21 protein-coding genes are annotated in these 21,109 nt (G+C 69.8%); 6 read left to right on the top strand and 15 right to left on the bottom strand.

The window, feature by feature from the left end; all coding sequences use genetic code 11:
* Window positions 1–2 precede the first annotated feature (2 nt).
* From recG to AC0IYU_RS30775, 3 genes are read right to left on the bottom strand one after another with little or no spacing between them, the layout of a single operon-like run.
* Window positions 3–2,138, bottom strand: coding sequence for an ATP-dependent DNA helicase RecG (gene recG / locus AC0IYU_RS30765; RefSeq protein ID WP_472125124.1), 2,136 nt, complete (start codon window positions 2,136–2,138; stop codon window positions 3–5).
* A gap of 5 nt (window positions 2,139–2,143) precedes the next feature.
* On the bottom strand, window positions 2,144–3,628 hold the full coding sequence (locus AC0IYU_RS30770; RefSeq protein ID WP_472125079.1) for a TIGR01777 family oxidoreductase: 1,485 nt from the start codon (window positions 3,626–3,628) through the stop codon (window positions 2,144–2,146).
* Window positions 3,625–4,311, bottom strand: a complete 687-nt coding sequence (locus AC0IYU_RS30775; RefSeq protein ID WP_472125082.1) for a DUF4166 domain-containing protein — start codon at window positions 4,309–4,311, stop codon at window positions 3,625–3,627. The genes AC0IYU_RS30770 and AC0IYU_RS30775 overlap by 4 nt, the downstream gene beginning before the upstream one ends.
* A gap of 114 nt (window positions 4,312–4,425) precedes the next feature.
* Between AC0IYU_RS30775 and queA the strand changes: the two genes are divergently transcribed.
* The 3 genes from queA to AC0IYU_RS30790 all read left to right on the top strand — a co-directional run bounded on the left by queA (window position 4,426) and on the right by AC0IYU_RS30790 (window position 7,543).
* Window positions 4,426–5,469, top strand: a complete 1,044-nt coding sequence (gene queA, locus AC0IYU_RS30780; RefSeq protein WP_472125085.1) for a tRNA preQ1(34) S-adenosylmethionine ribosyltransferase-isomerase QueA — start codon at window positions 4,426–4,428, stop codon at window positions 5,467–5,469.
* Window positions 5,470–5,474: 5 nt separating this feature from the next.
* On the top strand, window positions 5,475–6,647 hold the full coding sequence (gene tgt / locus AC0IYU_RS30785; RefSeq protein WP_472125088.1) for a tRNA guanosine(34) transglycosylase Tgt: 1,173 nt from the start codon (window positions 5,475–5,477) through the stop codon (window positions 6,645–6,647).
* Between the two features lie 119 nt (window positions 6,648–6,766).
* Window positions 6,767–7,543, top strand: a complete 777-nt coding sequence (locus AC0IYU_RS30790) for an SDR family NAD(P)-dependent oxidoreductase (protein ID WP_472125091.1) — start codon at window positions 6,767–6,769, stop codon at window positions 7,541–7,543.
* Between the two features lie 127 nt (window positions 7,544–7,670).
* On the opposite strand, the gene AC0IYU_RS30795 is transcribed toward AC0IYU_RS30790, so the two are convergent.
* From AC0IYU_RS30795 to AC0IYU_RS30825, 7 genes are all read right to left on the bottom strand, one after another.
* A complete protein-coding gene (locus AC0IYU_RS30795) occupies window positions 7,671–8,057 on the bottom strand; it encodes a DUF3597 domain-containing protein (RefSeq protein WP_435437472.1) in 387 nt (128 codons plus the stop codon).
* Window positions 8,058–8,180: 123 nt separating this feature from the next.
* Window positions 8,181–9,254, bottom strand: a complete 1,074-nt coding sequence (locus AC0IYU_RS30800) for a serine endopeptidase (RefSeq protein ID WP_472125093.1) — start codon at window positions 9,252–9,254, stop codon at window positions 8,181–8,183.
* A 19-nt stretch (window positions 9,255–9,273) separates the two neighbouring features.
* Window positions 9,274–10,017, bottom strand: a complete 744-nt coding sequence (locus tag AC0IYU_RS30805; RefSeq protein ID WP_472125126.1) for a DUF2145 domain-containing protein — start codon at window positions 10,015–10,017, stop codon at window positions 9,274–9,276.
* A gap of 65 nt (window positions 10,018–10,082) precedes the next feature.
* Window positions 10,083–10,541 (bottom strand): hypothetical protein, encoded by a 459-nt coding sequence (locus AC0IYU_RS30810; protein WP_472125096.1) that lies wholly within the window; start codon window positions 10,539–10,541, stop codon window positions 10,083–10,085.
* Window positions 10,542–10,568: 27 nt separating this feature from the next.
* The gene (locus AC0IYU_RS30815) at window positions 10,569–11,075 is read right to left on the bottom strand and encodes a YiaA/YiaB family inner membrane protein (protein WP_435437469.1); all 507 of its coding nucleotides are present in this window, start codon (window positions 11,073–11,075) and stop codon (window positions 10,569–10,571) included.
* Window positions 11,076–11,191: 116 nt separating this feature from the next.
* Window positions 11,192–13,147: an MFS transporter gene (locus AC0IYU_RS30820; protein WP_472125099.1), complete on the bottom strand. Its 1,956-nt coding sequence runs from the start codon at window positions 13,145–13,147 to the stop codon at window positions 11,192–11,194.
* 14 nt (window positions 13,148–13,161) lie between these two features.
* Window positions 13,162–14,016, bottom strand: coding sequence for a hypothetical protein (locus AC0IYU_RS30825; protein ID WP_435437467.1), 855 nt, complete (start codon window positions 14,014–14,016; stop codon window positions 13,162–13,164).
* A 138-nt stretch (window positions 14,017–14,154) separates the two neighbouring features.
* On the opposite strand from AC0IYU_RS30825, the gene AC0IYU_RS30830 reads away from it, so the two are divergent.
* Entirely contained in the window at window positions 14,155–14,889 is a 735-nt protein-coding gene (locus AC0IYU_RS30830) for a helix-turn-helix domain-containing protein (protein WP_435437466.1), read from the top strand.
* Window positions 14,890–14,895: 6 nt separating this feature from the next.
* Here the strand turns inward: AC0IYU_RS30830 and pyrF are convergent, their stop codons facing one another.
* The 5 genes from pyrF to AC0IYU_RS30855 all read right to left on the bottom strand — a co-directional run bounded on the left by pyrF (window position 14,896) and on the right by AC0IYU_RS30855 (window position 18,747).
* On the bottom strand, window positions 14,896–15,720 hold the full coding sequence (gene pyrF, locus AC0IYU_RS30835) for an orotidine-5'-phosphate decarboxylase (protein ID WP_472125102.1): 825 nt from the start codon (window positions 15,718–15,720) through the stop codon (window positions 14,896–14,898).
* Between the two features lie 78 nt (window positions 15,721–15,798).
* Window positions 15,799–16,632, bottom strand: coding sequence for a uracil-DNA glycosylase (locus tag AC0IYU_RS30840; protein ID WP_472125104.1), 834 nt, complete (start codon window positions 16,630–16,632; stop codon window positions 15,799–15,801).
* Complete coding sequence (gene rimI / locus AC0IYU_RS30845; RefSeq protein WP_435487564.1) at window positions 16,629–17,171, bottom strand: ribosomal protein S18-alanine N-acetyltransferase; 543 nt, start codon at window positions 17,169–17,171, stop codon at window positions 16,629–16,631. The genes AC0IYU_RS30840 and rimI overlap by 4 nt, the downstream gene beginning before the upstream one ends.
* A 21-nt stretch (window positions 17,172–17,192) precedes the next feature.
* A complete protein-coding gene (gene tsaB / locus AC0IYU_RS30850) occupies window positions 17,193–17,900 on the bottom strand; it encodes a tRNA (adenosine(37)-N6)-threonylcarbamoyltransferase complex dimerization subunit type 1 TsaB (protein ID WP_472125107.1) in 708 nt (235 codons plus the stop codon).
* Window positions 17,901–17,979: 79 nt separating this feature from the next.
* Window positions 17,980–18,747, bottom strand: a complete 768-nt coding sequence (locus AC0IYU_RS30855) for a DeoR/GlpR family DNA-binding transcription regulator (protein WP_472125109.1) — start codon at window positions 18,745–18,747, stop codon at window positions 17,980–17,982.
* An 80-nt stretch (window positions 18,748–18,827) separates the two neighbouring features.
* Here AC0IYU_RS30855 and AC0IYU_RS30860 point away from each other — a divergent pair, with 80 nt between their 5' ends.
* Both AC0IYU_RS30860 and dacB read left to right on the top strand, forming a co-directional pair.
* On the top strand, window positions 18,828–19,427 hold the full coding sequence (locus tag AC0IYU_RS30860; protein WP_472125112.1) for a GDP-mannose pyrophosphatase: 600 nt from the start codon (window positions 18,828–18,830) through the stop codon (window positions 19,425–19,427).
* A gap of 7 nt (window positions 19,428–19,434) precedes the next feature.
* A complete protein-coding gene (gene dacB / locus AC0IYU_RS30865; protein WP_472125115.1) occupies window positions 19,435–20,871 on the top strand; it encodes a D-alanyl-D-alanine carboxypeptidase/D-alanyl-D-alanine endopeptidase in 1,437 nt (478 codons plus the stop codon).
* Window positions 20,872–21,109: the final 238 nt, after the last annotated feature.

Consider the following 21,109-nt stretch of genomic DNA (forward strand, 5'->3'; position numbering starts at 1 on the left):
CTTCAGGCTTTCAGGTACTCGGCCTTGGTGCCGAGCCAGCGGTCGATGTGCCGCTGGGCCAGCTCGGGGTGCTTGTGCAGCATCACCGGCGCCAGCTCGCGCGCCCAGTCGAGCAGCAGCGTGTCGGTCGCCAGGTCGGCGAAGCGCAGCAGCGGCGCGCCCGACTGGCGCGCGCCCAGGAACTCGCCCGGGCCGCGAATCTCCAGGTCGCGCCGCGCGATCTCGAAGCCGTCTCCCGTTTCCGCCATGGCCTTGAGCCGCGCGCGCGCCGCCTCGCCCACGCGCCCGCTGTCGCCCGGCGCATAGAGCAGCACGCAGGCCGAGGCCGCCGCGCCGCGCCCCACGCGCCCGCGCAGCTGGTGCAGCTGCGACAGGCCGAAGCGCTCGGCATGCTCGATGACCATGAGCGAGGCGTTGGGCACGTCGACGCCCACTTCGATCACGGTCGTGCTCACCAGCACCTGGATTTCATTGGCGGTGAACGCCGCCATCACGGCCTGCTTCTCGGCCGTGGGCATGCGCGAATGCAGCAGGCCGACATGGATGGCATCGCCCAGCGTGCCGGCCAGTTCTTCGCGCGTTTCGGTGGCGTTGCGCAGGTCGACCGCCTCGCTCTCCTCGATCAGCGGGCACACCCAGTAGACCTGGCGGCCCTGTGATATCTGCGACTGGATGCGCTCGATGACCTCGTCGCGCCGGTGGTCGGCCACCAGCTTGGTGACGATGGGCGTGCGGCCCGGCGGCAGCTCGTCGAGCGTGGAGACGTCGAGGTCGGCGTAGTAGCTCATGGCCAGCGTGCGCGGGATGGGGGTGGCGCTCATCATCAGCAGGTGCGGCTCCAGGTCGCCGCTGGCCTTGCCGCGCAGGGCGAGGCGCTGCGCCACGCCGAAGCGGTGCTGCTCGTCGATGATCGCCAGCGCGAGCTTCTTGAAGCGCACCTTCTCCGAGATGACCGCGTGCGTGCCGATGACCAGCGCCGCCTGGCCGCTTTCGACGGCGGCCGACATCTCGTCGCGCTCCTTCTTCTTCTGGCTGCCCGTGAGCCATGCCACGCGCAGGCCGCGTTCGGCCAGCAGCGGGTCGAGCCAGCCGACCAGCTTGCCGAAATGCTGCGCCGCGAGGATTTCGGTGGGCGCCATCAGCGCGCACTGGAAGCCCGCGTCGATGCAGCGCGCCGCCGCCAGCGCGGCGACCACCGTCTTGCCCGAGCCCACGTCGCCCTGCAGCAGGCGGTGCATGGGAATGGGGCGGCCCAGGTCCGCCGTGATCTCTTCGCCCACGCGCTGCTGCGCGCCGGTCAGGCCGAAGGGCAGCACGGCCAGGAACTGCGCATGCAGCGAGGCCGCGGCCGGCTCGGCGGATGAGGGCAGCACCGGCGCGCGCTGCGCCGCGCGCTCCAGCCGGGCCTGCAGCTGCGACAACTGCTGCGCCAGCAGTTCCTCGGCCTTGATGCGCTGCCACGCCGGATGGCTGTGGTCTTCGAGCGCGGCGATGGACACGTCCGGCGTCGGGTAGTGCAGGAAGCTCAGCGCGGCGCGCAGGTCCCACGCGCCGCGCAGGCCGATCTGCACCGGGATCGTCTCGTCGAGCACCGCGCGCGCCAGGCCCGAGCGCACCTCGCGCCGCAGCACCGGCTGCGCGAGGCCGGCCACGGTCGAGTACACCGGCGTGAGCGCGTTGGGCAGCGAGGTGCCGGCCGCCTTGACCGTGGGATGCATCATCTGCCGCCCCACGAAGCCGCCACGCATCTCGCCGCGCACGCGCACCTTGGCGCCGACCGCCAGCTGCTTCTGCTGCGACGGATAGAAGTTGAAGAAGCGCAGCTCGCAGGTGTCGGAGCCGTCGTCGAGGGTGGCGATGAGTTGGCGGCGCGGGCGGAACACCACCTCGCAGTCGGTCACCACGCCCTCGACCTGCGCCATGTCGCCGTCGCGCGTGTCGGCCAGCCGCACGATGCGCGTCTCGTCCTCGTAGCGCATCGGCAGGTACAGCGCGAAGTCGATGTCGCGCACCAGGCCGAGCTTGCGCAGCGCGCGCTGCACCAGGCTCAGGCCGCTGCCGGGCGGCCCTGCGGGCGCAGGCGCAGGTGCGGCGGCGGCGGCAGCGGGGGAAGGGGCTTTCTTGGCGGGCACAGGCAGGGCTTCTAGCGCGGGCGGCAAAGGTCCGTCAAGGCGCTGCGGGCATCGGGAAACGCGAAGCGAAAGTCGGTCTGCAGCAGCCGCGCCGGCACCACGCGCTGGCCTTCGAGCAGCAGGTCGGCCTGTTCGCCGAGCAGCAGCTTGACGGGCGCGGCGGGCGTGGGCATCCAGCAGGGGCGGTGCAGCACGCCGGCGGCCACGCGGGTGAATTCCTCCTGGCTCAGCGCGCCGGGCGCGGTGAAGTTCCAGGCTTGCGCGGTCGCGGGCCCGGCGGTGCCTTCCGCCACGGTCCACACATGGGCCATGGCGCGGACCAGGTCGTGCACGTGCACCCACGACAGCCACTGCCGCCCGCTGCCCAGCCGGCCGCCCATGCCCAGCGAAATCGGCAGCAGCAACTGCGGCAACGAGCCCTGGTGGCCCAGCACGAAGCCGAAGCGCATGCAGGCCACCTGCACGCCGTGCGCCACCGCCGCATGCGCGGCCTGCTCCCAGCGCCGGCACAGCTGCGACATGAAGATGTCCTGCGGCGGCGCGTCTTCGGCCAGCTCGGTGGCGTCGCCCTGCGGCTGCACGCCGTAGTAGCCGATGGCCGAGCCCGAGAGCAGCAGCCACGGCTTGCGCGGCCGCGCGGCGATCCACGCGACCAGCTGCTGCGTCAGCCCCTCGCGGCTTTGCAGCAGCTGCTGCTGGCGCCGCTCGCTCCAGCGCATGCCCAGGATGCGCGCGCCCGCAAGGTTGACGACCACGTCGATGTCGTCGGGCACCTGTTCGAGCGACTGCACACAGCGCACCGCGCCGCCGAAGCCCCAGGCGGCCGAGCGCGCGTCGCGCGTCCATACCGTCACTGCATGGCCGTCGGCGAGCAGCTGGCGCACGAGCAACTGGCCGATGAAGCCGGTGCCGCCCGTGACCAGCACGCGCTGCGGCTTCGAACCGAAGCGCACCGGCGCCTGCACGTCGCGCGCGTGCGCCTGCTTCTGGCGCTTGAAGATCGCGCGCGCCGCAAGCCCGTCGCACAACCCGGACACGCCCACGCCCACGCCGCACAACGCCAGGAAGGCACTGAGCCAGCCGTACGGCTGCCACACCATGGCCGTCGGCTGCGCGGCCCAGTCGACCGCATTCATCGCCAACAGCGCGATGAACGCACCCGCATTGATGGCCAGCACCGTGTGCGTGACCCGCTCCGTCGGCGGCAGCAGGCGGCTGCCGTCCTCGACCACGAAGTCCCACAGCGTGAGCACGATCTCCACGCCGAACACCGCCAGCAACACCCACGCCCAAGCGCCGTGCCAGGCCCACGACGACAGGCCGATGAACAGCGCGCAATAGATGGACGAGCGCGTGGCGTGGATCGACAACTCGCGCCCCGCCGTGGCGCGCCGCGGCAGCGCCTCGGTGCCCTCGTGGTGGTAGAGCGTGTCGAAGGCGCCGAGCGCGCCCTGGGCGGCCATGAGCTGCAGGGCCAGAAGGTGGGTGTCGATCATCGGGGGGCTTTCGGTTCCGGCACTTCCTCGAACACGCCGACCTGGGTGAAGGTGGTGCCCATCAGGCAGTGGCGGATCTCGATGCGGATGTTGAAGCGCTCGGGCGTTTCGTTGTGGTGCCAGAGAAAGGTCTTGCCCGGCGTGAACAGGCCCGGCAACGGAATGCGCCAGCCGAACAGGTCCCAGAAGTAGCCGTCGCTCTGGAAGTGCAGGCTGCCGTTTTCCACGCTCAGCACCAGCTTCATGCCCAGGCCCATGCCCACGTACTCCAGCACCTCGCCGCGCTCGCTCTCGCGCATGAAGCTGGTGAACTGGATGGGCTTTCGGCCGTGCAGGCGGTAGATGCGCTGCTTGTAGATGGCCGGGTCATCCGGCTTCGCGTAGACCTGGATCTCCACGGGAAAGTGGCTGTCGCTGTAGGGAATGAGCGCGCCCTGGATCATCGGCTGCGTCAGGTGGCCGAGCAGCCGGCCGAAGCGCGAGCAACGCAGCTCGCTGAGCGAGCCCAGGTAGTGCAGCGCCTTGCCCGGCGAGGGGTTCTTGTCGAAGCGGCGGCGAATGTCCGGGTGCAGGCCCTGCCAGGCCCGGCCGAGAATTTTCTTGAAGAGCTCGCCTTCGGAGGGGCCGGGGGCAACGCCCGGTTCGGACCCCGAAGAAACGCGGGCTGCTTGTGAATCGACCATCCGCTGATTCTGCCTCGGCAACCCCGTGCAGCCTCACGCCGCGGCCCGGTTTTCTCGGCATGGGAGAATGCCGGCCGTCTTCCTTGGAACGGGCCCGTCCGGCCCTCAAGCACCATGCGCGCCTTCACGCTCTCCGATTTCGATTTCGCCCTGCCACCCGATCTGGTGGCGCAACACCCGGCCACCGAACGCACCGCCTCCCGTCTTCTCGACGGCACAGGCCCCGCCCCGGTCGACCGCATCTTCAAGAGCCTGCCTTCGCTGCTGCGCGCGGGCGACCTGCTGGTCTTCAACGACACGCGCGTGGTCAAGGCGCGCCTGTTCGGCGAGAAGCCGACCGGCGGCAAGCTCGAACTGCTGGTCGAACGTGTGCTGCAGGGCCAAGAGGTCGTTGCCCACATGAAGGTGAGCAAGAAGCCGCCGGTCGGCACTACGCTGCAGATGGTCGGCGGGTTCCGCGCGACGCTCCTGGGCCGCTGGCCCGAGGAAGACGGCGCGCTGTTTCGCTTCGGCTTCGAAAGCGACGCGGGCGAAGACCCGTATGCGCTGATGCAGCGCTGCGGCCACGTGCCGCTGCCGCCCTACATCACGCACACCGATTCCGCCGACGACGAAAGCCGCTACCAGACCGTGTTCGCGCGCGTGCCCGGCGCGGTGGCCGCGCCCACGGCCGCATTGCACTTCGACCAGGGCCTGCTGGACGAACTCGAAGCGCGCGGCGTGCAGCGTGCGAGCGTCACGCTGCACGTGGGCGCGGGCACCTTCCAGCCGGTGAAGACCGAGAACATTGCAGAGCACACGATGCACGCCGAGCGCTACGAAGTGCCCGAGGCCACGCAGCGCGCCATTGCCGAGTGCAAGGCGCGCGGCGGGCGCGTGGTGGCGGTGGGCACGACCACCGTGCGCACGCTGGAGTCATGGGCCAAGACCGGCGAGGCCGCGGGCGACACCCGCATCTTCATCACGCCGGGCTTTGCGTTCCAGCACGTCGACCTGCTGGTGACGAACTTTCACCTGCCCAAGAGCACGCTGATGATGCTGGTCTCGGCCCTTGCGGGCTACGAGCCCGTGATGGCGCTGTATGCCCACGCAATCTCCGGCGGCTACCGCTTCTTCAGCTACGGCGACGCCATGCTGCTCGCACGACACACGGACTGAACGACATGCTGAACTTCGAACTCCTCAAGACCGACCCCGACAGCCACGCGCGCCGCGCCACGCTCACGCTCAACCACGGCAAGGTGCAGACGCCGATCTTCATGCCCGTGGGCACCTACGGCACGGTCAAGGGCGTGATGCCGCGCAGCCTCGAAGAAATGGGCGCGCAGATCATTTTGGGCAACACCTTCCACCTGTGGATGCGCCCGGGCCAGGACGTGATGCGAAGCTTCGGCGGCCTGCACCAGTTCGAGAAGTGGAACAAGCCCATCCTCACCGACTCGGGCGGCTTCCAGGTGTGGTCGCTGGGCGCGATGCGCAAGATCAGCGAAGAGGGCGTGAAGTTCGCCTCGCCCGTCAACGGCGACAAGCTGTTCCTGACGCCCGAGGTGTCGATGCAGATCCAGACCGTGCTGAACAGCGACATCGTGATGCAGTTCGACGAGTGCACGCCCTACGACACCCAGGGCCACATCACGACCGAGGCCGAGGCGCGCGTCTCGATGGAGCTCAGCCTGCGCTGGGCCAGGCGCTGCCAGACCGAGTTCGCGCGGCTGGAAAACCCGAACGCCCTCTTCGGCATCGTGCAGGGCGGCATGTTCGAGAACCTGCGCGAGGAGTCGCTGGCCGCGCTGGTCGACATGGACTTTCCAGGCTATGCCGTCGGCGGCGTCAGCGTGGGCGAGCCCAAGGAAGAGATGCTGCACATCATGGGCCACACGCCGCACCGGCTGCCCGCGAACAAGCCGCGCTACCTGATGGGCGTGGGCACGCCCGAAGACCTGGTGCAGGGCGTGGCCGACGGCGTGGACATGTTCGACTGCGTGATGCCCACGCGCAATGCGCGCAACGGCACCATGTTCACCCGCTTCGGCGACCTGAAGATGCGCAACGCGCGCCACAAGACCGACCCGCAGCCGGTCGACCCGAGCTGCACCTGCCATGCGTGCGCGGGAACGTCCGGCGTGTCGTGGAACGACGGCGGACGCGAAGGCTTCAGCCGCGCCTACCTGCATCACCTGGACCGCTGCGGCGAAATGCTCGGGCCGATGCTGTGCACCATCCACAACCTGCACTACTACCTGAACCTGATGACCGAGATCCGCGCGGCGCTGGATGCGGGCACGTTCACGGAATTCCGCGCGCGGTTCAAGTCGGAGCGCGCGCGCGGCGTCTGACGGGCGTGCGGGCCGCGGCCCGTCGGCACCAACCTGGAACCAACCTGGCACTGGCCTGGCCATGGGCATTCGCATCCGGTAGGCTCGCTGTCCGTTCCCACTGCTGTTGCCGCACGCCCATGACCAACGCATCCTCTCCCTACACCGCCCGCTACCCCTCGCTGGCCGGGCGCACCGTGTTCATCTCCGGCGGTGCCAGCGGCATCGGCGAATCGCTGGTGCGGGCCTTTCATGCGCAGGGCGCGAAGGTCGGCTTCTGCGACCTCGACACCGCCGCCGGCGACGCGCTCGCGGCGCAGTTGCAGGGCGAACACCCGGCCCTGTTCGTGGCCTGCGACGTGACCGACACGGCCGCGCTCGCCGCCGCCATCGACGCGGTGCGCCAACGCTTCGGCCCGATCGCCGTGCTGCTGAACAACGCCGCCAACGACCGCCGCCACGAGATGGCCGATGTGACCAGCGACGACTTCGACCGGCTCGTGGCCGTCAACTTCAAGCACCAGTTCTTCGCCGCGCAGGCGGTGGCCGACGACATGCGCGCGCTGGGCGGCGGCTCGATCGTCAACTTCGGCTCGATCAGCTGGATGATCAAGGGCAAGGGCTACCCCGTCTACCAGGCCTGCAAGGCCGCGGCGCGCGGCCTCACGCGTTCGCTGGCGCGCGACCTGGGCAAGCAGAACATCCGCGTGAATTCGATCGTGCCGGGCTGGGTGATGACCGAGCGGCAGATCCAGCTGTGGGTCAAGCCCGAGTCGGGCGCGGAGATCGACGCGGCGCAGTGCCTGCCGGGCCGCGTGATGGCCGAGGACATCGCGGCGATGGCGCTGTTCCTGGCCGCGGACGACTCGCGCATGTGCACCGCGCAAGACTATGTCGTGGATGCCGGCTGGACCTGAAACAGGCTCGCCCCCAGGCTACGCGCACTTCGTGTCGCTTCGCCAACCCCCTGCCGGGGGCAACACCTGCGGCCCGGCGAAGCCGGTTCCGCGGTGTTCCTGAAAAAATCTCGCTATTGCCTTTTGCTCAGTCGCGCAGCTCTGCGGGCACCTTGCCGCCGTTGGCGGCCAGCTTGGTCATCACCTGGCGATGCAGCCAGATGTTCATCTTGGCGCTGTCGCTGGTGTCGGCGCCGTAGCTCAGTTCGGCGGCCAGCTGCTTGCGGGCGTCCAGGCTGCTGTCCAGGCCCAGCAGCTTCATCAGGTCGACGATGGAGGTGCGCCAGTTCAGGCTGCTCGCGCCGGGCATGCCGTCGAGCAGGGCCTCGACGTCCACCACCGTGATGGCGGGCGGCGGCGCGGCGGCCGCGGGTGCGCCGGCGGGAGCAGGCGCGGCCGGCGCAGCAGGTGCGGGTGCAGGCGCGGCGTTCGCGGACGGGAAGATCTTGGAGAGGATGCTGCCGAAAATGCTCATGCGAGTGCTCCGTGGAATGAGGGATTGATAACCTGCGGCAACATTCGTGTCGCAGCCGCAGGTTGTAGCACGGGCCTGCGGCGCTCCCGCTACACGGTGTGTCGAAGCGGCGCGGTGCGTGACCTAGTTCGCAGGCTGCGCCACCAACGGCGGCAATTCGGGCGCGGCCGCCGAGGTGCCGCAGGCGTGGCAGAACTTGGAGAACGCGCTCTTGCGCGTCTCGCACACGCCGCAGTGGTCGTACAGGCCGATGCCGCAGTGCGGGCAGAAGTCGATCTCGCCGTTCTTCAGGTCCACCGGGCGCTCGCAGCCGGGGCACACGCCCTTGCCCAGGCGCGCGAGCGCGGTGTCGTAGCTGAGCTCTTCGCGCCGCACCTGGTCGGGCTGCTGCTCGGCGAGCTTCTGGCGCGCCAGGTAGCGGTTGAGCGCGACGATGGCATAGCGCCCCACGATCACCGTCAGCACGATGCCCACCACGTAGCGCACATAGCCGCCGTAGCTCGGCAGGTAAGGCACCAGTTCGACGAAGAAGGCGAACAGCGCGAAGAAGATGAAGCCCCACACGAACGGCCAGTAGGTGCTCTTGCGCTTCTTCGCGAACAGCCAGCCGGCCACCACCAGCAGCGGCAGCGTGAGCGCCAGGCGGTAGCCGAACACGCGCAGTTCGATGCGGCGGTACTCGGCGTCGAGCTTTACTTGCGCGTCGCGCTCCAGTTCGGCGAGCGCGGTGCGTGCGCGCTGCTCGGCCTGGCGCGCGTCCAGCGTGATCTGCTGCTGCGCGTTGACCTGGCGCTGCACCTCTTCTTCCTTGCGCTTGAAGGCGTCGAGCGCCTTGGTGCGCGCGATGAGCTCGGTGTCCTGGTCGGGCTGCGCGGTGGCGCGTCGCGTGGCGAGCCAGTTGCCGAAGGTCTCGCGCGCATTGGCATTGGCCTGCTGCGCGGCCTGCAGCTGCAGGCGGATCTGGTCGAGGTCGCGCGCGGCCTGCAGCTCGGTGGCTTCCGAGGCCGCGATGGTCGCGCGCAACGGCTGCGCGGCGCGCAGGTCGATGAAGTCGTCGATGCCGCGCACGCGCTCGACCTGCGGCAGGTCGCCCACGATCGTGCTGCCCAGCCCGATGAGGAAGCTCGCGAACACGAACGCCACCAGCCACAGGCCGCGGCGGAACCACTTTTCTGACAGACGCAGGGATTTGCTCATGCCGTTCTTTCTTGCTTGTTCATTGAATCCTGAGGGTGACGGGCGCCGCGCTCAGGCCGGCGCGCGGCAGCCATGCGAACACCGAGTCGACCGTCACGGTCTCGATGCGGTCGCTGAAGCGCTTGTCGTTCGGGTGGTCGTCGAAGGCCACGTTGGCCGAGCCCACGCGACCGCCCAGCCGCGTGAGCGGCCCGAGCTTCAGCGTGGTCGGCTCGTAGCCCTTGAACTGCAGCCACGCCTGCGCCTGCGCGCGGCTGTTGACGGTGGCGGGCTCCATGGCGGCGGCCAGCGTCTCGACCGCCCACTGGTTCGACTGCTGGTACTTCTGGCCCCAGGCGTAGCCCACGATGCTGTACGGCGCGGTGTGCAGCCGCACGATGCGCGCGGGCGGCTCGTTGAGCGCGGCCATCAGCTGCGCCTGCACGGCAGGTGCAGGCACCACCCAGGCGGCCTCGTAGCGCCACAGGTCGTCGAGGAAGAACTCGCCCAGCCCCTGGCGGTAGACGTCCGCCACCGCGGTGCCGCACTGGTTGAGCTTGTGCACCACGCGCCACGTGCCGGCGTCGGTCTTGTAGGCGATGCCCAGGTGCGAGTAGCGCAGGCCGTACTTGCCCAGGTCCTGCCCGGCGCGCGCCAGGATCACCACGCGCGCGCCGCTGGCGTCGAGCGCCTGGGAGGTGCGCTCGGCCAGCTGCATGCCCTTGACGATGACCGCGAGCGTCGGCCTGGCCTGCTCGCAAGAGCGCCCGGCCTGCGCCTGCATCGGCAGCGCCGCCGCGGCAACGACGACGGCAAACACGGCGGCGGCGGAAAGGGAAAGCGCGCGCTTCACGACAGTCTCTCGTTGTGGAGCAGCGCCCGGCCGATGGCGTTGGGCACGAAGGCCAGCACCTCGCCGGCGGCCGACAGCACCACACCCGCGCCGATCACGCTGACCAGCACGCTGGTGCCCACGGCATTCGACACGCCGTTGGCCGCGCGTCCGGCCACCTTGATGCTGGCGCGTGCACCGTCCGAGGCGCGTTCGAGCACGTACACCGTGCCGTCGACCGAGGCTTCGACCGCGACCACCACGAGCGTGGCGCCGCCCACCGACAGCGCGGCAGGCACCGCGACCACCGCCGTGGCCGACGCGCCGACCGCCGAGCCGGCGACCAGCACCGAGGCGACCGGCATCATCGACAGGGCCGCGGAGGCGTCGCTCTGCGCCTGGGCCTGCAAAGGCAACGCGACACCGGCAAAGGCCGTGCAGGCAGCGAGCAGGACGGCGGCAATGGACTTTTTCATGACGGTCTTTCGTTGTTCGGGCACTGCTTATTCCGTGGTGCCGGCAGCTTCGGCACGGGCCAGGCGGCGGCCTTGCAGGCGGGCCTCGGCCATGTCGGCTTCATGGCGGTCGCGCAGCGTCTTGGCCAGCGTGAAGGCCGAGCTCACGAGGAACAACCAGCTCACGCCCAGGAAGGCCTTGTAGGCGTCATTGATCTCCATGCGCACGAGGCCCCACGCGGTCAGGCCCATCGCGGTGAAGAAGCTGCCCCAGACCACCAGGCGCCACAGGGGCACGTCGCGGCCGGTGGCGGAGCCAGCGGCGGCCGCGGCGGCCTGCTCGCCGTCGCGGATGAACTTGGACAGCATGAACGCCGTGCTCAGGCAGAACACGTAGCCCATCACCATGAACGCCCGGTCCAGCGCCTCGCCCGGCAGCCAGCTCAAGCCGGTGGCGCACAGGAAGACGGCGATCGCGAAAGAGGCCCAGGTCTGGAACTGCCAGGCCCGCGAATCGCGCTGGATGGAAACGGTCGTGGATGAAAGGGGTTGCATGTGTGCCTCGCGGCGTAGTGAAGGTGGGCGAATGATGGTTCGCTCCCGCACCGCGAGGCTTGAATGCTTGCAACGGTGGCGGCTTGCGGCGCCACCGGTATCTCAGGGAGCTACTTTCAGGCGCCGAGCAACCCGCTCACGCGCTGGTGCAGCGACGCCGGTTGCACTTCGAGCGGCGGCACGGCCGTGCCCACGTTCAGCCCGACGCGGCTGTAGAAGCCGCGGCGGAAGGGCTTGGCCATGGCCACGTTCTGGCCGCCGCGCAGCTCGATGCGGCTGAAGTACGAGCCCCACAGGTTGGTCAGCGCCATCGGGATCACGGGCGGCTCCAGGCCCTCGGCGCGGACGCTCTCGATGATCTTCATCACGCCGCCCTTGAAGGGCTGCAGCGTGCCGTCGCGGGTGATGGCGCCCTCGGGGAAGATGGCGAGCAGGTCGCCCTCGCGCAGCACGCCCAGCGCCTTGGCGAAGGCCGCTTCGTAGGCGGCCGGGTCTTCCTTCTGCGGCGCGATGGGAATGGCCTTGGCCAGCTTGAACAGCCAGCCCAGCACCGGCACCTTGAAGATGCGGTGGTCCATGATGAAGCGGATGGGCCGCGGGCTCGCCGCCATCAGCAGCACCGCGTCGATGAAGCTCACGTGGTTGCACACCAGCACGGCCGCGCCCTCGGTCGGAATGTGCTCGTCGCCCTTGATGTCGAAGCGGTAGACGAAGCGCGACAGCACCCACGCCACGAAGCGCAGCAGGTATTCGGGCACCAGCATGAAGATGTAGAAGGCCACCACCGCATTGGCGATGCCGGTGAACAGGAAGATCTGCGGAATGGTGAAGCCAGCACCCAGCAGCGCGCCGGCGATGACCGAGCTGCCGATCATGAAGAGCGCATTGAGGATGTTGTTTGCCGCGATGATGCGTGCGCGGTGCGTGGGCTGGCTGCGCAGCTGGATGAGCGCGTACATCGGCACGCTGTACAGCCCCGCGAACAGCGACAGCAGCCCCAGGTCGGCCATCACGCGCCAGTGGGCGCCCTGGCGCACGAAGCTGCCGATGCCCATCTCGGGCACCTGCGGCAGGCCGCGCGAGGCGAAGTACAGGTCGATCGCGAACACGCTCATGCCGATGGCCCCCAGCGGCACCAGGCCGATCTCGACCTGCCGGCGGCTCAGCGTCTCGCACAGCAGCGAGCCGACGCCGATGCCGATCGAGAACACCACCAGCAGCAGCGAGGCCACCTGCTCGTCGCCGTGCAGCACTTCCTTGGCGAAGCTCGGAAACTGGCTCAGGAACACCGCGCCGAAGAACCACATCCACGAGATGCCCAGCAGCGAGCGGAACACCACCACGTTCTGATGCGCCAGCTTCAGGTTGCGCCAGGTCTCGCTGAACGGGTTCCAGTTGATGACCAGCGCGGGGTCGGTGGCCGGCGCCTGCGGAATGGCCTGCGCCACGCCGCGCCCCACCAGCGCCAGCAGCACGCAGGCCACGGCCACGCTCATGTGGCCGACCTGCGGCACCGCCACCAGCAGCCCGCCCGCCACCTGGCCCAGCAGGATGGCCACGAAGGTGCCCATCTCGACCATGCCGTTGCCGCCCGTGAGTTCGCGCGCGTCGAGCACCTGCGGCAGGTAGGCGAACTTGACCGGCCCGAACAGCGTGGAGTGCAGCCCCATCAGGAACACGCAGCCCAGCAGCACCACCGCATTGGCGGTGACGAAGCCCCAGGCCGCGATGAACATGATCGCGATCTCGAGGTTCTTGACGAAGCGGATCATCTTCGTCTTGTCGAACTTGTCGGTCAGCTGGCCGGCCGTGGCCGAGAACAGCAGGAACGGCAGGATGAACAGCGCCCCGATCGCCAGGCCCGCCATGGCCGGCGGCATCCAGCTGAGCTGCAGCTGGTAGGTCACCATGACGGTGAAGGCGAACTTGAAGAGGTTGTCGTTCGCCGCGCCGGCGAACTGGGTCCAGAAGAAAGGCGCGAAGCGCCGCTGCTTGAGGAGGGCGAACTGGTTGGCGTGGGCGTTCGCTTCGTGGACCACGGGAGTGGCTGCAGCAGCGGCGGGGTTTGTCATTCGAAGAATTCTCCTCAGGCTGCCACGGCGGCGGCGCCCGGATTGTGCCGCAGCGCGGCTTGCCAGCGCATTTCGAGCTTGCGCAGGGCGAACACCACCGGCAGGCCGGCCAGCGCCGCCGTGAGGTGCTTGAGCGAGTGGCCCGACACCGTGTGCCGCGTGAACTCGTAGATCTGGTGGTCGGCCAGCTCGAACCCCTTGGCCACCACATAGAAGAAGATCACCCAGCCCAGCTTCAGCCCGACCGACTTGCGCATCGGCGTGGACAGCGCCAGCGTGAGCACCAGCGCCATGCCGCCGAACTGCACCAGCGCCCAGGGCAGCACGTTGCCGCTCTCCTGGAACACCTCGGCCGACAGCAGGCCGGCCGTGAGCACGAACCAGGCGGCGGGCCAGCCGGCGCGCTGGCTCACCCGCTCGCACACCGCCACGCCGATCAGCCCCGCGAAGGCCACCGCCATGCCGGCGCGGTCCGCGGCGAGCCGGGGGGCGTCGGGCACGAGATGGTAGAAGGCCGAGCCCGCGGCGGCGGCGATCAGGCCGGCGAAGAACAGCCAGGCGCAGTCGAGCGTGTTGTCGGGCGGGTCGCTGGCCGGCGGGGCCAGCGGAAACGCCGACAGCGCCTGCTGGTGCGAGCGGTCGATGCGGTTGAGCCGGTACAGGCCCCACAGGCCGACCACCACGAACGGAATGTTGCTCAGCACGTCCATGGCATTGGGCAGGCCGTGCCAGCCGCGGTCGTCGGCGAACACCGAGGCGATGGCGACGTCGGCGGCCGGCAGCTCGGGGCCGAAGATGGCGATCAGCGTGAGCAGCGCGAAGGTGAAAAGCAGTCCGCGTTCGCGGCGGCTGAGAGAGGGCAGATGCATGGCGGGCCTCGGTGGGTGGGGTAACAAGCCGCGGATTCTGGTTGCCAGCCTTCCTGCAGGCATCGAGAATCGATACGAGGTACTAATTCACACCCTTGGGTATCTTCTTTCAATACCTTCCGCCTGACCTGAACCTTCATGAGCACCACCGTCGACCTCGTCCAAGCCCTCAAGAACGAACTCAAAAGCGCCCGCATGACCTACGCCGACCTGGCCCGGTCGCTGGACATGGCGGAGTCCAGCGTCAAGCGGATGCTGGCCAAGAGCGACATGCCGCTGTCGCGGGTGGACGCCATCTGCCGCGCGCTGAAGATCGACTTTGCCGAGCTGGCCCGCCGCGTGGCCGACGCCCAGCCGCTGCTCAAGGAGCTGACGCAGGAGCAGGAAAAGGCGGTGGTGAAAGACAAGAAGCTGCTGCTGGTGGCCATCAGCGTGCTGAGCCAGTGGACGCTGGAGCAGATCGTGACGGCCTACCGCATCAGCGAGGCTGAGTGCATCGGCTGCCTGGCGCAGCTGGACCGCATCGGCATCATCGAGCTGCGGCCGCTGAACCGGTATCGCCTGAAGCTGGCCAAGACCTTCCGCTGGCGCCCGCACGGCCCGGTGATGGAGTTCTTCCGCGAGAACGTGGTGCTCGACTACTACCGCGGCGGCTTCGACGGGCCGGCCGAGGGGCTGCTGCTGGTGCACGGCTCGATCAGCCGCTCGCTGGCGCCGGCGTTCCTGGAGCGCCTGCAGCGCGTGGCGCAGGACTTTGCGCAGCAGCACCAGACCGACCAGAAGCTGTCGGCCAAGGACCGCGAGGGCTACACGCTGCTGCTGGGCATGCGCAACTGGGAGTTCGAGCTGTTCACCCGGCTGCGCCGCGCCTGATGTCGCTCAGGCCTTGGCGGCTTCCAGCGCGTCGCGCGTGCTGCGCGCCGCGTTCTTCGCCGCATCGGCGAAGTCGTCGCCCGACGATGCATAGATGATCGCGCGCGACGAGTTCACGATGATCGGCGCGTCCGCACGCCAGCCGGCGCGCACCGTGGCCACCGCGTCGCCGCCCTGGGCGCCGACGCCCGGAATCAGCAGCGGCACGGTCGGCGCGAGCTCGCGCACGCGCTCGATTTCCGCCGGATAGGTCGCGCCCACCACCAGGCCGAGCTGGCCGTTGAGGTTCCACGGCCCCTGCGCCAGCTTGGCGACGTGTTCGTACAGGAAGGGCTGGCCCTCCACGTCCGCCAGCCGCTGCCCCTGCAGGTCGGAGCCCCCGGGGTTGCTGGTGCGGCACAGCAGGAAGGCGCCCTTGCCTTCGTGCTTGAGGTAGGGCGCCACCGAGTCGAAACCCATGAAGGGCGACAGCGTGACGGCGTCGGCGCCGTAGCGTTCGAAGGCTTCCAGCGCGTACTGCTCGGCGGTGGAGCCGATGTCGCCGCGCTTGGCGTCCAGGATGGTGGGCACGTGGGGCGCGTTGCGGCGCATGTGCTCCATGAGCTGCTCGAGCTGCGCCTCGGCGCGGTGCGCCGCGAAATAGGCGATCTGCGGCTTGAAGGCGATGACCAGGTCGGCCGTCGCGTCGACGATGCGCGCGCAGAAGTCATAGATGCGGCTGGCGTCGCCCTTGAGTTGCCCCGGGAACCTGGCGGGCTCGGGATCGAGCCCCACGCAGAGCAACGAACCGTTTTTTTGCTGTGCGGCGGCCAGCTTGTCGAGGAAAGTCATGGGCCGGGATTTTAGGCGGCCCCGCTCCGGCAGCTGTTTCAGCGCCTGCCTGCGCCCCTGTTTGAGCCAGCGAGCCCCTCAGGGCGATGGCGTGGGAGTGTGCTGTTCCGCGGCCAGGCACAGGTCGGCCCAGGCGCGCGCCTTGTCGGCAGGATTGCGCAGCAGGTACGCGGGGTGATACGTCGCCACCACCGACGCGCCGTCGACGCCAGCCAGCGGCACGACGCGCCCGCGCAGCTTGCCCAGCGGGTCGCCGCTTTGCATCAGGCCTTGCGCGGCCAGTGGGCCCATGGCCAGCACGACGCGCGGGGCGAGCGCGGCGGCGTGTTCGCCGAAGGCCTCGTCCATCGCGCGCGGGCTGCCGGGCTGGCCGGCGGCCACGCCGCGGTGGGTGCGCACGAGGTGCACGGGCGTGCGGCCGTCGTGCAGCTTCAGGGCGCGCAGCATGTTGTCGAGCAGGCGGCCGGCGTCGCCCGCGAAGGGCTCGCCGTGGCGGCCGTCGGCCTCGGGCGGCATGTCGGCGACGACGAGCCAGCCGCCTTGCGCGGGTTCGGCGCCGGCTTCGGCATAGAGGCGGCAGGGCGCTTCGACCAGCACGGCGGCCCCCTGAGGCTGGGCCGCGGCGGCCGGACGGGCGGCCGGCGCGGGCGCCATGGCGGGTCGGGCAACATGTGCAGGCGCAGGCGCAGGCGCAGGCGCAGGAGCGGGCGCCGGTGCGGAGACCGGCATTTCGGCCTCGTTTCGCTCATCTGCGCGCGCCACATCTGCGTATGCCGCTACTGTTTCAATAGCAGCTGGCGCCGCCTCGACCGCTTCGGTGACCTCCGGCACGGGCCACCAGACCTTCACACCCATCTCGTCGAGCATCGCGCGCTGGCGCGCGTCGAGCTTCAATGTCTGCACGGCACTCATCGCAAGGCTCCCCAGGCGGTGCCTGTTTCATTCAATCGCAGGCTCATGACGACCGCGTCTTCACGCTTGTTGTCATGGGCCGGGTAATAGCCCTTGCGCACGCCGACGCTGCGAAAACCGTGACGCAGGTAGATGTCGAGCGCGCGCTGGTTGCTCTGGCGCACTTCGAGCCACAGCCACTGCGCGCTCTCGGCGCGCGACCAGCCGCCCAGGGCCTCGAGCATGAGCGGCGCCCAGCCCTGGCGCTGGAAGGCCGGCGCCACGGTGATGTTCAGCAGGTGCACCTCGTCCACGCCCTTCATGGCGACGAAATAGCCGATCAGCGTTTCGCCCAGTTCGGTGACCGGCGAGCGCACACCCTGCGCCACGCCGGGCGCCAGCAGGCACTGGCAGTGGTAGCCCACGGCCATGGAGTCGGTGAAGTTGGCGCGCGTCCACGGGTGGCTGTAGGCCGTCTGCTCGACCGCGCACACCGCATCGATCCGCTCGATGGTGAGCGGTTCGAGGCGGGCTTCGACGGGCTGGAGGACGGCGCTCATGCGGGGTCGGGGGTGGGTGTGTCAGAGGGCGGCGGCGGCTGCCTTGATGGCCGCGCGCTCTTCGGTGGTCTGCGCCACTTTATCGCGAACGTACAGCGGCCAGGCCTGTGCCGCCGGCACGGTGCGCCCTGCCGCGAGCAGCGCGGGGGCCAGCCGCAGCAAGGCGGTGGCGCTCGGCAGGGCATCGTGGCGGGCGGCGGCCGGGGCCAGGCGCGGACCGTAGGCGGCGAAGGCGGTGCCGGCGAGCGCCCAGCCGGGCGGCACTTCGAGCGCTTCGGGCGACAGCAGCAGCGGTTCGTCGTCGCCGCCGAGCGGGCCGTGGGCGGCGAAGTCGTAGCGCGCGGCGTAGATCTGGTCCATGCGGGCGTCGAGCGCGGCCACCACCTGCTGCGCGCCGAAGGCATGGCGCGCCTCCTCGGCCACGGCCAGCAGGGTGTCGACCGGCACCAGCGGCACCTTGGCGCCGAAGGCCAGCCCTTGCGCCACCGAGCAGGCGGTGCGCAGGCCGGTGAACGAGCCGGGGCCGCGTCCGAAGACGATGGCGTCGAGTTCGGACAGCGCGAGGCCGGCGTCGGCCAGCAGTTGCTGGATCAGCGGGAGCAGCGTGGCCGAGGCCTGGGCGCCGCCCACGCCGTTGTGCGCGCGCAGCGTGTCGCCGTGCAGCACGGCCACGGACAGGTGCTCGGTGCTGGTGTCGAAGGCAAGCAGCTTGGGCAAGGCGAGGGGCATGCGCCGATTATCGAGGGGCGGCCCCATTCCTGCCGTGACCCGGCCTTCACCCCACGCTCATCCCACGCTCATCCCGCGCTCACCCCTCGTCATCGCTCCGCAGAATCGCCAGCCCCGCCTTGCGCAGCGGCGCCAGCGCCTTGGCCGGCGCATCGGGCGACACCAGCAGGCGGGTGGCCGCGCCCACCGGGTTGACCACCCAGGCCGAGGCCGCGCCCAGCTTCTCCGACGAGGCCAGCACCACCGTCTCGGCCGCCGCCGCCATCAGCGCGCGCTTGATCTCCGCCTCTTCCAGGTCGCCCGTGGTGAGCCCGGCCTCGGCGTGCACGCCGGTGACGCCCATGAAGTACGTGTCCGCATGGATGCGCGCAATGGCCGCCATCGCCGCCGAGCCGACCGCCACCATGGAGTGCTTGAACAGGCGCCCGCCGATCAGCACCACCTCGATGCCGGCATGGGCCACCAGCTCGACCGCCACCGACGGGCTGTGCGTGACCACGGTGGCCTGCAGGCTTTTCGGCAGGTGGCGCGCGAGCTGCACGGCGGTGGTGCCGCCGTCGACAAACACCACCTGCCCTGGCTTCACCAGGCGCGCGGCGGCGCGGCCGATGGCCACTTTTTCGTCGGGCGCGAGCTGCTGCCGCCCGGCGAAGTCGGCCTCGGCCGGCGCGATCGGCAACGCGCCGCCGTGCACGCGAAGCAGCAGCCCCTCGGCCGCCAGCTCGCGCAGGTCGCGGCGCAGCGTGTCTTCCGACAGGCCGAGTTCGTCGCTGAGCGCCTTCGCCACGACGTGGCCGTTGCGCTTCAGGACCGAGAGGATGTGTTGCTTGCGCTGGCGGGTGAGCATCGGTCGATGGTATCGGCCCGAACAGCCGATTGCACGTTTTTTCTTGTTTTTGCACGAACATGCACATATGCTCGCCGCCCATGACCCTCCAAGACCGCGTCCGGGTGCACGAAGTCACCCTGCTTTCCGACCACTGGTACACGCTGCGCACCACCGCCTTCGACTGGCGCCGCAACGACGGCCAGTGGCAGCGCATGCACCGCGAAACCTACGACCGCGGCAACGGCGCCACGCTGCTGCCCTACAACCTGGGGCAGCGCACGGTGCTGCTGACGCGCCAGTTCCGCTACCCGGCCTTCGTCAACGGCCACGACGACCTGCTGATCGAGGCCGCGGCCGGCCTGCTGGACAACGCCGCGCCGGAGGAACGCATCCGCGCCGAGGTCGAGGAAGAACTGGGCCTGCGGCTCGGCAACGTGCAGAAGATCTTCGAGAGCTTCATGAGCCCGGGTTCGGTGACCGAGAAGCTGCACTTCTTCATCGCGCCCTACGAGCCCTCGATGCGCATCGGCGCGGGCGGCGGCCTGGCGGAGGAAGGCGAGGACATCGAGGTGCTGGAGCTGGGCATCGACGAGGCGCTGGCCATGGTGGCCGACGGGCGCATCGCCGACGCCAAGACGGTGATGCTGCTCTACCACGCGAAGCTGCACGTGTTCGCTGCGTCACTCGCGTCTGGATAATGGGCGGATGCCTCTTGCCCTCCGCCGCGCGGCCTGCGCACTGACCTTTCCCCTCGTTTCCTTGCTGGCCCCGGCCGCAGCCTTCGCGCAGCAGGTTCAAGCCCTTCCCCCGCAAGTCGACGCCGCCCTCGCCCGCGCCAAGGTGCCGCGCGAGTCCGTCACCATGCTGGTGGCCGAAGCCGACGGCACACGCCAGCCCCGCCTGGCCTGGCGCACCCAGGTGCCGGTGAACCCGGCGTCGATCATGAAGCTGGTCACCACCTACGCCGCGCTCGACATGCTCGGCGCGGCCTACAGCTGGACCACGCCGGTCTACGTCGAAGGCACGGTGGCCAACGACGTGCTCAACGGCAACCTCTACATCAAGGGCCAGGGCGATCCCAAGCTGGTGCTGGAGCGCGTGTGGCTGCTGCTGCGCCACGTGCAGGGGCTGGGCATCACCACGGTGAGCGGCGACATCGTGATCGACCGCAGCGCCTTCGAGACCACCGTGGAGGGCGACCCGGGCGCCTTCGACGGCGAGCCGCTGCGCCCGTACAACGCCTCGCCCGACGCGCTGCTGGTGAACTTCAAGTCGGTCAACATGACCTTCGCGCCCGACCGCGCGGGCCAGGTCGCCCGTGTGAGCTACGAGCCCCCGCTGGCCAGCGTGGCCATGCCTGCGACCGTGCCGCTGGTGCCCGGCGAATGCGGCGACTGGCGCACGGCCCTGCGCGCCGACTTCAGCGACGTGAACCGCATCCGCTTCAACGGCGGCCTGCCTGCCGGCTGCGGCGAGAAGAGCTGGGCCGTGGCCTACGGCGACCCGCGCACCTACGCCCTGCGCGCCATCGGCGGCCTGTGGGCCGAGATGGGCGGGCGCGTGGGCGGGCAGATGCGCGAGGGGCGCGTGCCGGCGGGGCTGAAGCCGGCGTTCGAGTTCGAGTCGCCGCCGCTGGCCGAGGTGATTCGCGACATCAACAAGTACAGCAACAACGTGATGGCGCAGCAGCTGTTCCTGACCATCGGGCTCACGCAGAAGAACCGCGGCACCTTCGAGGCCTCGCGCACCGCGCTGGGCCAGTGGTGGCGCGAGCGCATCGGCACGGGCGAGGCGCAGCCGGTGTTCGAGAACGGCTCGGGCCTGTCGCGCGACGAGCGCATCAGCGCCGCGGCGCTGGGCAAGATGCTGCAGGTGGCGTGGCGCTCGCCGGTCATGCCGGAGCTGATGTCCTCGCTGCCCGCCATGGGCGTGGACGGCACGCTCAAGAAGCGCACGCTGCGCTCGGGCGGCTCGGCCCACCTGAAGACCGGCACGCTGCGCGACGCCTCGGGCGTGGCTGGCTTCGTGGACGGCGCGAGCGGGCGGCGCTATGTGCTGGTGGCCATCGCCAACGGCGAGAACGCGGGCGCGGCGCGCGCGGCATTCGACGCGCTGGTCGACTGGGCGTCGCAGGACAACTGAGCCCTCGGAGGGTGGGCCGCTGCGGGCCTCGTCCTGTAGGCGAACACCGATTGCGTGGGGCCTCGCTGCTGAACAGAATCGGACGCTCGTTCGATTTCATTCCAACGCAGGAGACAAACCCGTGCAACAAACACAACACACCTCCACCCCGCCTGTGCGGCTGCACCGGACGGCGGCACTCGCGGGCATCACGCTGCTGCTCGCGGCCTGCGGGGGAGGTGGCGGCGGGGTGGAGGTG

Source organism: Variovorax sp. AC103 (assembly GCF_979254005.1).